The 13,875-nt window shown below is 42.9% G+C and carries 13 protein-coding genes; 2 read left to right on the forward strand and 11 right to left on the reverse strand.

What is annotated here, in order from left to right; translation table 11 throughout:
- Positions 1-53: 53 nt before the first annotated feature.
- From ACZ43M_RS17265 to ACZ43M_RS17295, 7 genes are all read right to left on the reverse strand, one after another.
- The gene (locus tag ACZ43M_RS17265) at positions 54-1,535 is read right to left on the reverse strand and encodes an aldehyde dehydrogenase family protein (RefSeq protein WP_464503772.1); all 1,482 of its coding nucleotides are present in this window, start codon (positions 1,533-1,535) and stop codon (positions 54-56) included.
- A 24-nt stretch (positions 1,536-1,559) separates the two neighbouring features.
- Positions 1,560-2,738, reverse strand: coding sequence for an LL-diaminopimelate aminotransferase (locus tag ACZ43M_RS17270; protein WP_464503773.1), 1,179 nt, complete (start codon positions 2,736-2,738; stop codon positions 1,560-1,562).
- A 217-nt stretch (positions 2,739-2,955) separates the two neighbouring features.
- On the reverse strand, positions 2,956-3,555 hold the full coding sequence (locus ACZ43M_RS17275; protein ID WP_464503774.1) for a short chain dehydrogenase: 600 nt from the start codon (positions 3,553-3,555) through the stop codon (positions 2,956-2,958).
- A gap of 91 nt (positions 3,556-3,646) precedes the next feature.
- Positions 3,647-4,576, reverse strand: a complete 930-nt coding sequence (locus ACZ43M_RS17280; RefSeq protein WP_464503775.1) for an alpha/beta hydrolase — start codon at positions 4,574-4,576, stop codon at positions 3,647-3,649.
- A gap of 310 nt (positions 4,577-4,886) precedes the next feature.
- Entirely contained in the window at positions 4,887-5,438 is a 552-nt protein-coding gene (locus tag ACZ43M_RS17285) for a GNAT family N-acetyltransferase (protein WP_464503776.1), read from the reverse strand.
- Entirely contained in the window at positions 5,439-6,182 is a 744-nt protein-coding gene (locus tag ACZ43M_RS17290; protein WP_464503777.1) for a class I SAM-dependent methyltransferase, read from the reverse strand.
- 147 nt (positions 6,183-6,329) lie between these two features.
- Positions 6,330-6,947, reverse strand: coding sequence for a DedA family protein (locus tag ACZ43M_RS17295; RefSeq protein ID WP_464503778.1), 618 nt, complete (start codon positions 6,945-6,947; stop codon positions 6,330-6,332).
- 177 nt (positions 6,948-7,124) lie between these two features.
- Between ACZ43M_RS17295 and ACZ43M_RS17300 the strand changes: the two genes are divergently transcribed.
- Positions 7,125-8,198: a Gfo/Idh/MocA family protein gene (locus ACZ43M_RS17300; RefSeq protein WP_464503779.1), complete on the forward strand. Its 1,074-nt coding sequence runs from the start codon at positions 7,125-7,127 to the stop codon at positions 8,196-8,198.
- Positions 8,199-8,441: 243 nt separating this feature from the next.
- Here the strand turns inward: ACZ43M_RS17300 and ACZ43M_RS17305 are convergent, their stop codons facing one another.
- The 3 genes from ACZ43M_RS17305 to ACZ43M_RS17315 all read right to left on the reverse strand — a co-directional run bounded on the left by ACZ43M_RS17305 (position 8,442) and on the right by ACZ43M_RS17315 (position 11,710).
- Positions 8,442-9,311 carry an RNA polymerase sigma-70 factor gene (locus ACZ43M_RS17305; protein WP_464503780.1) on the reverse strand — a complete coding sequence of 290 codons (870 nt, stop codon included), beginning with the start codon at positions 9,309-9,311 and terminating at the stop codon, positions 8,442-8,444.
- Positions 9,312-9,322: 11 nt separating this feature from the next.
- Positions 9,323-10,477: an NAD(P)/FAD-dependent oxidoreductase gene (locus ACZ43M_RS17310; protein ID WP_464503781.1), complete on the reverse strand. Its 1,155-nt coding sequence runs from the start codon at positions 10,475-10,477 to the stop codon at positions 9,323-9,325.
- Between the two features lie 144 nt (positions 10,478-10,621).
- On the reverse strand, positions 10,622-11,710 hold the full coding sequence (locus ACZ43M_RS17315) for a CotH kinase family protein (RefSeq protein ID WP_464503782.1): 1,089 nt from the start codon (positions 11,708-11,710) through the stop codon (positions 10,622-10,624).
- A gap of 198 nt (positions 11,711-11,908) precedes the next feature.
- Between ACZ43M_RS17315 and ACZ43M_RS17320 the strand changes: the two genes are divergently transcribed.
- Entirely contained in the window at positions 11,909-12,244 is a 336-nt protein-coding gene (locus ACZ43M_RS17320) for a CotG/ExsB N-terminal domain-containing protein (protein WP_464503783.1), read from the forward strand.
- Positions 12,245-12,334: 90 nt separating this feature from the next.
- Here ACZ43M_RS17320 and ACZ43M_RS17325 read toward each other — a convergent pair whose 3' ends face one another.
- Positions 12,335-13,870, reverse strand: a complete 1,536-nt coding sequence (locus ACZ43M_RS17325) for an amino acid permease (protein ID WP_464503784.1) — start codon at positions 13,868-13,870, stop codon at positions 12,335-12,337.
- Positions 13,871-13,875 lie beyond the last annotated feature (5 nt).

Below are 13,875 nucleotides of genomic sequence, written 5' to 3' on the forward strand. Positions count from 1 at the left end.
CCCCTTTACTTAATTGCTCCTTATTTATTTACCATTTTCGGAAAACCAATTCATTAATAGTTGTCGATCTGGGCTCTTTGCAGTTTTCCGCTGTAGTCCACATAGATTGATTTCCATTCAGTATAGACATCAAGCGAAGCGACGCCGGAATCACGGTGGCCATTGCCGGTTCCTTTTGTTCCGCCGAATGGAAGATGGATTTCCGCGCCAGATGTGCCGGCATTGATATAGATAAGTCCTGTATCCAGATCTCTCATTGCCTGGAAGGCACGGTTGACATTGGATGTATAAATCGCACTGGAAAGCCCAAATTCAACGCTGTTATTAACCTCAATCGCTTCTTCTAAACTATTAATTGAAATAATCGAAACAACCGGGCCAAAAATTTCTTCTTGGGCAATTCTCATGCCTGATGTAACGTCCGTAAAAATGGTAGGTAAATAGAAGTTTCCGCTGTCTAAGCCGTTTTCCGTGGCGATTTTTCCTCCGGCAAGCAGCTTGGCACCTTCTTCCTGGCCAATTTTTACATATTCATCGATCCGTTCAAGTGAGGAACGATTAATTACCGGGCCAACCTTAACCGACTCATCCAATCCATCACCCATTTTCAATTCACCTATGCGGGCAAGCAGTTTATTTTCAAGCTCCTGTTTCACAGACTCGTGAACAAGGACGCGGCTAGTCGCTGTACATCTTTGCCCGCTTGTGCCAAATGCGCCCCATAAGATTCCTTCTACAGCCAAATCAAGATCAGCATCTTCCAATACAGTGATGGCATTTTTGCCACCCATTTCAAGGGATGTTCTCTTTAATAATTCGCCGGCACGGCCATTGATCACCTTTCCTACCTCGTTTGAACCTGTAAAGGAAATAAGATCTATACCCGGATGGTCAACCATAGCATTCCCTACTTCGCTTCCCGAACCATTAACCAGATTAATTAAACCTTTAGGAAGTCCTGCCTCTTCATAGATTTTTACAAATTCAGCTGCCACCATTGGAGTTTCAGTGGCTGGTTTCCATACAACCGCATTACCGGTTACCAGTGCAGGAAGAGACTTCCAGGAGGCAATCGCAATCGGGAAATTCCATGGGGTGATTAAACCGGCAACCCCGACTGGCACCCGTACACTCATCGCAAATTTATTGCGAAGCTCGGAAGGTACGGTGTCGCCAAACTGGCGTCGGCCTTCACCTGCCATATAAAACGCCATATCGATGGCCTCCTGTACTTCTCCTCTTCCTTCGGCGATGACCTTCCCCATTTCACTAGTAAGGATCTGGGCAAGATGTTCTTTTCTTTCTTTTAATAGATAAGCAACTTTATATAGAATTTCAGCACGTTCAGGAGCCGGAACCAATCGCCAGGACTTTTGTGCAGTTTTGGCCGCTTGAACCGCTCTGTCAACATCGTCTTTTGTTGATTGCGTAACCTCTGCCAATACTTGACCGTTTGCTGGATTCAAAACCGGAACAAATTTACCTGAAGAAGATTCGGACCATTCACCATTAATGTAGTTTAAGATTTTTTTCATAGATAACCCTCCAAATTTTGTAATTTATTTACCGATGGCCATTTTTAGTTTTTGCTTGATTCTGTCCACTGCTTCATACAATCTCTCATTCGGTACGGAAAGTGAAATTCGGAAATATCCTTCTCCCGATGGCCCAAAGGCAGTTCCGGGAGTGATAATAACCCCGGTTTGCTCGAGCACGCCTGTTACAAATTCTGATGATGTATAACCCTTTGGCACTGGAGCCCAAATGAAAAAGCTTCCTTTCGGTGGTTCCACCTCTACTCCAATTGATTTAAGGCCATCCAGCATGACAGTCATTCGTTCCTGATAGATTTGGTTATATTCTGCCACACAGCTTTGATCGCCATTTAATGCGTGGGCTGCTGCTTTTTGAGTTGGTGTAAATTGTCCAGTATCTGTGTTGCTTTTGAGTATCGAAAGTGCTTTTATGATTTCCTTATTTCCAACCACGTAGCCAATCCGGAAACCTGTCATGCAATAGGTTTTGGAAAGTGAGCCGAATTCAACAGCAATTTCCTTTGCTCCTGTCACTTGCAGGATACTTGGCGCATTATATGAATTAAATGTAACCATGTTATAAGCGGAATCATGAGCAATCGGGATGTTATGTTTTTTCGCGAAAGCCACGGCCTCTTCAAAAAATGGAAGGTCGACCGTAGCAGCAGTCGGATTTCCTGGATAATTTAAGAACATTAACTTTGAACGCTCAAGTATATCTGGAGGAATCGCCTCAAAGTCAGGTTTGAAACCGTTTTCTTTTAATAGCGGCATATGGTGATAACGCCCATTAGCCAGCAGTGTCGCCATTTGGTAAACCGGATAGCTAGGATCAGGAATTAACACGTAATCACCGGGATCAATAAGTGTAGGAACTAAATGGGCAATTCCTTCTTTTGAACCAATTAATGCCAATATTTCAGTATCCGGATCAAGCCTAACCCCAAATTGTCGGAAATAAAAATCAGCAACCGCCTGCTTGAATTCCCGACAGCCGACAAAGCTGGGATATTTCAAGTTTTTAGGGTCCTGTGCCTCTTCAATTAACTTTTCTACAATATGTTTTGGAGTAGGTAAATCAGGATCACCAATCCCTAAATCGATAATATCCACTCCGGATTTTATCATTTCTTCCTTCTTCTTATTGATTTCGGCAAATAGATAGGGCGGAATTTGACCGATTCGATTTGATGGAAAACGCACAATTTCACCCACTTTCTAGATAAATTTAAATAGATTCAGAAAATTCAATTTCCATAAATCTAATTTATCGGTTTTTACCAGTTATCACTATGGTCGATTTATACAAAAATAAATGCTATTTTTGCAATACATTCCGTATGATTTTGACAAAGAGGCAGCGATGACTGGATTAAAAATAAAAAAGTGCCTGGAATAGCTATTCCAAACACTTGGTATATTAGTATATTTCATATGTTTGGCCGGTTTGGGCCCCTTGGATGCTTTTTCGATAGGCAACAGCCGCGCGCTTTCCTGGGACTGTCTCAAATCCGCTAAACAGAGCTCCATATTTCTCTTTAGACTCCGCTAAAATCGTCGGGCTGACATTATTAATCCGAATTCCTCTTGGCATATCAAGGGCCGCCGCTTTTACAAACGCTTTGATTGCCCCGTTAGCCATTGCAGCTGATGCCCCGCTCCGTACAGGGTCATCCATCAATACACCTGTTGTTAGCGTAATACTCCCATTATTATTTATATATTCTAGCCCAAGCAGTACCAAATTAATCTGACCGGCAAGCTTATTTCGTAAGGAGAGTTCATTTAATTCGGGTGTCATCTCTGAAACGGGACCAAAATGAGTAGACCCGGCTGCATTGACCAATGCATCTATTTTCCCAACGTACTTAAACATATTTTTAATGCTTTCAGGCGAGGAAATATCCACCTGGACATCCGAATTTCTCCTGCTAGCCTGGATAATTTCAAAATCATGTTTTAATTCTTCAACAATATGTCCGCCTAATGTTCCGTTTGCTCCTACAATCAATACTCTCATTTTACCGCCCCCCTTTTGATATCATTATTCTCTAATTAGAAAGTCAGTTATCCTATTGTATTCAAGGTCTTTCCTAGCAATCTGCACCCACTTATTTACGAAAGATCTTCTTTAATGCTTCACCGGATTTTTTCAAAGCAACTTTACCTTGGCTGATAACAGCTGACATAGAGACAAAACCGTGAATGGTGCCATCGAAGCGGATCGTTTCCACAGGCACACCTGCTTCTGCCAGTTTCTTGGCGTAAGCTTCACCTTCATCCCGTAATGGATCATATTCCGCAGTGATCACAAGTGCCGGCGGCAGTCCTTGGAAGTCTTCATAAAGCATTGGTGACACCATCGGGTTCTGTTTATCTTCTTCACTATTAAGGTAGCAATCACGGAACCATTCCATAGTGCCTTTTTCTAAGAAGTAGCCTTGGGCATTCTCTACCATGGAAACAGTGGGTTCACCGCCAGCGTTGGTACTTGGATAAATCAAAAGCTGGAAACTAATAGCCGGAGAATTTTTTTCTTTGGCTAAGTTGGTCACAACCGCGGCAAGGTTTCCTCCGGCACTGTCACCCCCAACGGCGATACGGGTACGGTCCACTTGGAAGTCTTCCGCATGGTCATACACATATTGTACTGCGGCATAGGAGTCCTCAACTGCAGCCGGGAATTTATGTTCAGGGGCTAAACGATAGTCAACTGATATGGTCACACAGTTAGCGTAGTTAGTTAAAGCCCGGCAAATATCATCATGTGTGTCAATATTGCCCACTACCCAACCGCCGCCATGATAGAATACAAGTGCCGGATTTTCAGGCTTAAGTTCCTTAGGATAATACACTCGTACCGGAATATCTGTTGCCGGACCAGGAATTGTCCGATCCTCTACTCTTCCCACTGCTTCTGGTTCGCCATGCGGCATGACAAAGGCCTGCCTTGCGATTTCCGGTGTTAATGACTCCAATGGCGGAGCACCGGCAGCAGCCAATTGGTCTAAGACAAATTTCGTTTGTGGATCAAGTGACATCTTTTCGCCTTCTTTCTATCAATAATGAACACAATTATTAACATTCGATAAAAGGCAGAAATTTCCTGCTGTGAAAGAGAAATTCTCGGTGAATGTCATATATAGAATTCATCGAGCTGTCTATTGAGTCAATAGCATTTATTGAAGACCACTTTGACTAAATTTTAAGCATAACCTGTTGGCAATAGTCCCTGTTGCTTACACTTTTGCTAGCTTTTCAGCCTAAACTGTCGGCAACGCTCCTCCCTCGCTAAAAATAAAAGAGATGACCATTAAAGATCATCTCGTATTCATCGATTAAAAATAAAAATTAGGCTCTAAACACCAAGTTGGCTTCCCATTCCTCCCTCAACAGTCCCATCCTAATAGAATCATAGTACTCCCCGTTATAATATCGGCATTTTCGCAGCCGTGCTTCCATCGTCATCCCAAGTTTTTCGCCAACCTTAACCATGCGATGATTACCAGACCATGTTGTAAAACCGATCCGAACCAGCGGCATAGTATTTAACAAGTGATTGATCCACAACCTGATTGTTTTCGTCCCATACCCGCCGCTCCAATAACGGGGATCATAAATCACAATTCCCATTTCCAGCCAATTGGACGGTTTGTGCTCCCAATAATAGCCAACGGTTCCAACCACCTCATCATTTACCACAATCGCCCAGCGGTCTTCCCGGTTCACCCATTTATCCTTTTCAGCCAAGAACTGATCGAAGGATATCGCCTTATGTTCATAATAAGGCGCATCCCACTTCTTCCATTCCGGGGAGTCTTCTTTGTACACCCATTCCCAAAGAACCGGCAAGTCTTGGTCTGTTATTGGCCGTAAAACCAAGTCATTTTCTTGATAATGCATCTATCTACCCTTCTTCCGTAATAAATAGAACACGTAGCCATAGTAATCAGAATAATTTCGATACAAGTCGATTTCTGTTTGAAATTCTTGCAAAATGTTTAACGCTTCTGGATTCCTTTTATATTTTTCTCGAAAAATCGTAATTCGTTTCTCAAGCGGGTTATAGTAATGCTCCCACCAGCCTGCTTCGGGCAGCACAAATGTATCGATGATGTCATAGCCAAGTTTTTTCGCCTTTTGTATATTACCATCTATCGTATCGGCTTCAGGATAAGCACTCTTCCAAAAATCTACTGGTTGTGCAGGGGCATTCTCCTTTAACCAAGACAACTCTGAAACTACCAATATTCCTTCATCTTTAAGGTACTTGCGCCACTCCCGCAACCCGGTTTCAAATCCGATGATAAAAATGGCTCCCTCGGACCAAATTACATCAAATTGCTCCGCTTCATAAGGCAGAGATTTCATATTGGCCTTTTCGACGGTAATTTTCCCGGAGAAACCAAGTCCTTCTGCTTCAACCCGCAACACATCCAAAAATCCCTCGTTGGTATCGGTTGCCAAAATCGTGCCGTCAGTTAACGCTGCCAACTCCAGCGTTTGCATCCCCGGCCCGCAGCCAATATCTAGAATGGAAGGATTCGAGAAATATTTTTGTATCAATTGATAGGCTTTTCTTGTAGATTCGTTATTACCAGGACCCTCCCGTGGAATGTCCTTATGCAATTCGTAAAATAGATTCATTGTACTCGACTCCTTTAATACATACAATAAACAGCCAAAAAGGACCTTTCTTCATAAACAGCAGGTCCTAAATCACGGCCGAAACAAATGGAGTAACTTCCCATCTCTATTATACTTCCATTTTTAAAAATAGAGAATATTAGGATTTCACACTTTCTTCCATTTACTATGTTTCTTGAAATTTCTTAAAATGATGAATACTAGTACACTACCAAGGATTCCATAGATGATGTTTGAGACATTATCCACTTTTCCCGTTATAGCATCCCAGTTTTCACCGACACTAGCTCCTAATTGAATCAGAATGGTATTCCAAATGATTGTTCCAAGCGTCGTGAACAATAAAAACATGGAAAAGTTCATTTTGGCCATGCCTGCCGGAATCGAAATCAAACTGCGGATAAGCGGAATAAACCGGCACAAGAATACCGTCCACATACCGTACTTATTAAACCAGACGTTGGCGCGATATAAATCCTCTTTTTTTAACCTCAGCCAGCGGCCATGGCGGTTGATAATTTTTTCAAACTTGTTACTGTCTAACAAATTCCCCAGCAGATATAGTAGAACTGCGCCAAACACCGATCCTATGGTTGAAGAAATAATCACACCAGTAACTGTAAGATGCGTTTTTGATGTCATGTAGCCGCCAAAAGTAAGGATCACCTCAGAGGGAATCGGCGGGAAGATATTTTCAATGGCTATCAAAAAAAACACGCCAAAATAGCCATACTGTTCAATTAAATCCATAACCCAAGTTTCCATTAAATCCTCCAAAAATAGTTTCTACTCTGAATATGTACGTTATGAGACAAAAAAAGTTCCCAAACTTCTGTATTTAATCCTTTGTACTAATTCTTATGAGTATTCGGAATTGAAATTCGCCTTTTTCCAGGGTTCGTTTTAAACTAAAATTATCCAATAAGGATGGAGGTGGTAGATATGAAGAAAATTAGAGTTGGCATAATCGGTACAGGCTTTGGTGCAAAGGTGCACGCGCCGATGCTGAAGTTTCACGAAGGCTTTGAAGTTGTTGCCATTGCAAGTGTCTCGAGAGGCGATGTAGAAAATGTTAAAACAGTCAGCGGAGTAGACAACGTCTATACCGACTGGAAGCAAATGCTAGAGCAAGAATCCCTTGACCTTGTTGTGGTGGCCTCTGCTGTTCATTTACATAAAGACATGGTCCTTGCTGCTTACGAGAAGGGAATAGATGTCGTCTGCGAAAAACCGATGGCGTTAACTGCAAAAGAAACTGAAGTAATGATTACCGCCTGCGACCAAGCCGGGAAACTTGGTCTGATTAACCATGAATTCCGCTTCCTTCCGGCCCGACAAAAAGTGAAGGAGATTGTGGCTGGCGGAAGTCTCGGGACCGTTTTGCATGTACGTTACCTTTGTACGTTCCAAAACTATCTCTCACTTATGAAAAACCCGCGCGGCTGGCTCGGTAAGGAAGAGACAGGCGGAGGGATGCTCGGCGCCCTAGGCTCGCATATGACCGATTCCCTTCACTGGTGGTTTAACAGTGCGTTCTCTGAAGTGTTTGCCAACCTGCCTATTCATGTTCCGACTCAAATCGCAGATGATGGGACAGTCGAACACCGTACTGCCGATGATGCTTACCAAGTGATAGGCAGACTTGAAAACGGGGCCACCGTCACAATGGAACTTGTATCAGCTACGCGCCAGACTGCCAATACCTGGCGACTGGAGGTATTTGGTACTGATGGAACACTTGTGATGTTAGATGATAATCAGGTTTTTGTTTCAGCTGGAGACAATCCGCTTGAAAAAGTCCAACTGCTTCCTGATTTATCAGCCCCAGCAGATATGCCTGCGGTACCTGCACGCTATTACAACGGATTCCATCGCGCCCTAGATGCCCTTTATGAAACAATTAATACAGGAAATAAGCATCCATATCTAGCTGATTTTCAAAATGGCCATGAAACCCAAAAGGTATTAGATGCTATCAGATCATCTGCGAAGGAAGGCCGTAAGATAAGGATTTAATAAAATGTAACAGGAACCCTTCGAAAATGAATGGTTCCTTTCCTAGTCTGTTTTCTAAGTGATAATTCCTTTTCAACGATAATACCCGCTACAATAGTGAAGAAATCCTATTGCCCAGCGAATACGATCATCTCTCAGATAAAACTCCAAACCGGTCGCATATAGCCTTCCTTTAATACCCATCTCTCGAAAAAAACTCCAAACCGGTCGGATAGAAATAAGAACAATTAGTATTTTTAGCTTTTAAATATGTTTAAGTTTTTCAGGATTCCTCACGACATAAATTTCTTGAATCATGTTATTTACAACCCGGAAACTAATGAGATTCTTCACATTGTCCACCCCAACAGCCACTACCCCAGTTTGACCATTGACATTTGCTATTGTAACTTGTGCGGTATTGTCCCCATCAGTCGCGAGCTGTTTAGTCAAGCTTTCAATAAAGCGAAGCACGAATGCCCTTGTCCTTATTGGTTTAATAGCCGCATACACCTTGCCGCCTCCATCCGAGTACAGGGTAACATCTTCAGACAGAAGACTTTCCAGTACTTTGACATTCCCTTCAAAAATTGCCGAAAGGAAACTGCCGATTATCTCTTCTTCCCTATCACTATTTGCTTTGATTTTTTCCTCTTCCAAGCTCGCAAGCTTCTTTTTAACGCGGCTGAGGATTTTTCTGCAGGTAGGTTCTGTTCGCGAGACAATTTCGGCAATAGTCGAGTAATCGTATTCGAGCACTTCTCTTAAAATAAAAACGGCACGCTCGATTGGTGTTAATTTTTCAAAAAGCAGCAGTGCTGCGAAGGATACCAGTTCTCCTCTCACCACCTGGCCATAAGGGTCGTTTTCCGCGACCAGGAGTGGTTCCGGAAGCCAAGGGCCGATATAAACTTCGCGTTTTTTCCGGGCCGATTTAAGCTGATCTAGACACGAATTGGTGACCATTTTACATAAATATGCTTTTTTATTTTCAATTTGGGCAAGGTCCCTTTCGCCGGCATGTAAAAATACATCCTGTACGATGTCCTCTGCATCGGAAACACTGCCTAGCATCTGATAGGCAATCGAAAATAGCAGGGGTTTATACTGTTGATAGAGTTCGTCTAATACCATTCCACTTCCCCCTAACAAAACAAGCTAGCCATATTCCATGTATATTCTCGAACTTTCCCCCCAAGTCGTCCTGAAAGCACAAAATCGATGCCCCACTTTTGCGCCCAGACAAAACCATTTTCCGGCCCAAGCCCAATACAATGTAAATTCGGGTATGCTTGATGAGCTTCGGCGAAAGTACTTTCCATATCTGCTTTGATAACCTTTGCCAGCCTACCAGCCTGACTAATGGCTTCTTTACAGGTCATGGCAGCAATCTTGCCATTTCTGCAATCTGCCACATGAACACAGTCACCAATAGCATAAATAGTTTGCGAGTTTTCCAGGCGGTACCAGGAATCAGTTAGAATCTTGCCAGTTTCATGCAGCGGTAAAGAAAGCTTAGCGAGACTTGGATGGGGTTTGAGTCCGACTGTCCAAATACAGTAGTCAGCAGCAATATTGGAACCGTCATGGAGCATGACCATCCCTTCTTGAAAGCTTTCCGCCTTCACCTTATGAAGGACCGTTACTCCCAGTTTGTTAAGTCTCTTTTCAAGCTGGATGTCTACCTTTTCCGGTACATCAGAAAGAAGCCGATCCTTGTTATCTAGTAACATAACTTCCACTCCGAATGGATTTATTCCTGCCGTTTCCGATTCTTTCTTTAACCACGAAGCTATTTCAGCAGCTGTTTCAATACCGGTAATACCGCCGCCTGCCACGGCAGCCTTTAACTTACCTTGTCCTGACAGGAGTTTCATTTTTAGGTCTTGCCTTATTCTCTTTGCTGACTCGATACTGCCAAGTATCTCTCCGCCGAGAGCCGGGTCAGGTTCCTTTATGATACTTCCTAGAGCAATAATAAGACGGCTAAATGGTATCTCGTAAATATCCCGATTTTGACACATAACCTCGATCGTAGTTCGGTCTTGGTGGATGGCAGCCAATTCACCTTGAATAAATTGAATTCCCTCACCGCAATAGTTTGTAAACGGAACTTTTAAACTATCATCATGCCCTTCCACAATCGCTTTAAACAACTTCACCTTCTTGAAATGGTATTCATTTTTATCCACCAGGATAATCTCCATATCCTTGCTTAAACGCAATTTACGCAACTGATGAATCAGATTGATTCCAGCATAGCCTCCGCCAATCACTACAATCGTTTCCTTTTCGTTCAAGTAAATCCACTCCCTTTTTCCTATTTACACACATAACGACTGAAGGCACTCGTTTGTGACCAAAACAAAATAAAAAAGGTGGAAATACAGCAAAGGGTGTCAGGCACCATGTTAAAAGTTCACATGGCGCTTGACACCCTCTCTTTAGTTAAGTTTGTATAGTTTGCTTTGGAGGTAGTTTCTTCTTTCTGTGATGTAGTTTGAGATAATATCAAGTTCTTGGTCGAATCCATCTATGGTTTGGCTTTTGTAAGGGTCCTTTAAAATGTAAGGCCGGATGGATTGGAGCAGTGATTGCGCACGGGGGACCATATATTCTACGGTAAATTGATGATTCATGATGTCAACCAACAGCTTTTGATATTGTTTGCGGAACAGTTCTATGTCGAGAATTCTTGCACTTAGCGTATTGAACCCTGTTATCGGCACATAATCCGCCTCCATCATCTTTCCGTTCACGTCCCTGCCCCATGTGGCATCATAGTCCCAGGGAATCATTTCGAATAAGCCGCTGTCCCCATTTCTATAAAGGGCATAATTATGGACAAAGCCATCGTAATTTGAGGTGAAGATAATTCCGGCCATCCACCGTAAATACTTTTCCAAATTGACGTATTTAGGAATCTCACGTTCAAATTCATTTCTTGGCAGCGTATTGATTGTATAAATTAGTTTTTCTAAGTAATAGTCATTAGGGCCAGTACCCAGCTTTTTTTCATATCCTTGTTTCAGTGATTTTTTCGTTGCTTTCACTAAGTCACTCATCAAGGAAAAATTGGCGTCCCCATCAATGGCATAATAAATACTGCCATCAGGCAGCCCTCTTCTCGTTAAGAAAGCATCATCGACGGACTCGAGTTCTAAATAGACACCTTCAGCTCTCCCATTAAGTGTCAGAAAAACATGGCGCGCCATTGGAGCCAATGTGCCAATCTCGGCAAAAAAATCAAATGACAGCTTATTGCGAATCATTGAAGGGTCCTTATACTCGGCGTTTAAATGAACCTCCTTAGAACCACGGTATTTTTTTGGTTTAAAGAAATATATCTGGTACGATTTTTTCGGAAAATCACGTATATGAGAACCGCGATAAGCGAGATCGACCTCCAGTTTTTTTCCATCAATTGTTAATTTTGCAGGCAGAGGTTCATCAATCCAAATATCCCGCTTTAATTCCTTGAGGTCGACAGGATTGATAAAAAGCTTATATTGCGGCAATTGGACATTGTCCATTTAAACACCTCCCTCTCCATATTCGTATGTTAAAAAAAGGGTGATGTCACGTTGAATTGGCATTTTTTCAATATCTTAGGCTTTTGTCCGATACAAAAGCCTTGACCCATACGTAAATTGGTAAAAGAGGAGTGGGTTACAGACCAAAAGCAACATGACGCTACGTACTCCCTTTTCTATCTAAAAGGAGGTGCAAAAATGGCAGAGCGCGAGTTTTCACCCGAAGATATTCAACAGGCTGCAGATCAGGCAAGACATGGCGGATTCGGTGATTTCATGTTCATGGATCCTGGACGTCATCGCGGTACTTCAAGGCGGCGCAGAACTTCAAGGCGCAGAACTTCGAGTTCCAGGACAACAAGACGCCGCACGTCCAGCAGCAGCCGACACACTTCAAGAAAAAGAACATCCCGCCACCTAAGCGGTTTAAGCTGCTGTCCATGGCGCAACACAGCCCGTGGCAGACATCAGTCCAAGAGCTGTTGGAAGGACGGGAATATGTGGGTATATAAAAAGCGGAAAAAAAGATGCTAAAATGGTTGGGAAAGGAGTAAGCACCTTTCCCATTTTTTATTTAATTCAATAAAAGAAGTGCCCGCTCTATCAGAGAAGGCACTCCCTTCGTTAGTGTTTCTCGTGTTCAAATTCATCTTCCAATCTTCTAATCTCTTCAAGTGATTTTTCTAAGGCTGCTTGTGGACCTTTGAAATTCTTCTTGTAATAAGCAAGATCCATAATAATTAAGATAATAAACATCCCGGCTATGGCGTAGGCCGCCATTTGATTCGGCGGGATCACCATCATAATGGAGATAAAAAGAATCCAAATGATGCTGAGAATATTAATCGGTTTGCTCCATTTTCCCAGGCTCCATGGACCATAATGCTTTGGCTTAAAAATACCCTTAGCCTCGGCCTCCAGTTTCAGATAAATCGGAATGCCATAAGCGATATAAAGTCCAACCACACTTATCGCAGTTAAGAACGCAATCGTCGAGTAACCGGCATCAGGGTTCATTAGCTTTGTTACATAATCAATCAAAGCTAGAATAAACGACAAAATGACAGATAGCCAAATCGCTTTTGCCGGAGTCCGGTACTTGCGGCTGATTTCAGCCCAGTGACGGCTAAATGGCATACCTTTGTCCCTTGAAAATGCATACATCATCCGCGAAAAAGACGTAATCGATGACAGACCGCAGAAGAACATCGCTAAGGTAACGAGCCATAACACTATCGACCCAAAGGTACCACCCAATGCTTGGCTGATGACATAGATAAAGGCATTATCCGAGTTAACCGCACCGGCTGCATCCGTAATTGACAGCGTGACAAAAGACAGCATGATAAACCCAAACACAAACGAAAAGGCGACTGAGTTAAAGATTCCCCATGGTGCGCGAACGCGCGGATGAACCGTCTCTTCTATCGTATGTGCAGAGGCATCATAACCAGTGAAGGTCCACTGGGCCTGCAACAATCCAATTAAAAAAGCAAGAAAGTAAGGCTTATCAGAAAACGTTTGGCCGACTTGGAATAAATACTGAATCGGCTGCAATCCGCTTTTTGTAAAAAAAGCCAGGCTGACAACTAGGATGGCAACAACGACCATATGATACCAGGCAGAGAAATCATTTAATCTGGCAACAATTTTTATACCGACATGATTGAGGATTCCGTGTAATAGGAGAATAACGCCAAAGACGACTAAAATAGTGGTATCAGTAGAGGTATAACCAAAAAGTGCTGCTAGGAGCGGGTCAGCGAACAAGGCGCAAGAGTAATCAATTCCAGCAACAATACCAATTTGACCAATTAAGTTGATCCAGGCTGTATACCAGCCAACTCGGGTACCTTTCAAGGCTGCAGCCCAGTGGTACAAGGCACCGGCCGTTGGAATTGCCGATGCAAGTTCGGCGAGCGATGCGGCCACCAGCATGACGAAAAAGGCAACAATTGTCCAGCCAAAGCCCATCATTCCCGGGCCTCCATAAGTTAATCCATGCCCATAAAGGGAAACAGCACCGGTTAAAATCGAAATAATCGAGAATGAAATCGCAAAGTTTGAAAACCCGCCCATGTCCCGCAACAATTCCTGGGCATAACCATAGCGATTGAGCTGCTTTTTATCCTCCAACAATTGTTGGTCTTTATTGTTCATTGTGT

Source organism: Neobacillus sp. B24 (assembly GCF_055381825.1).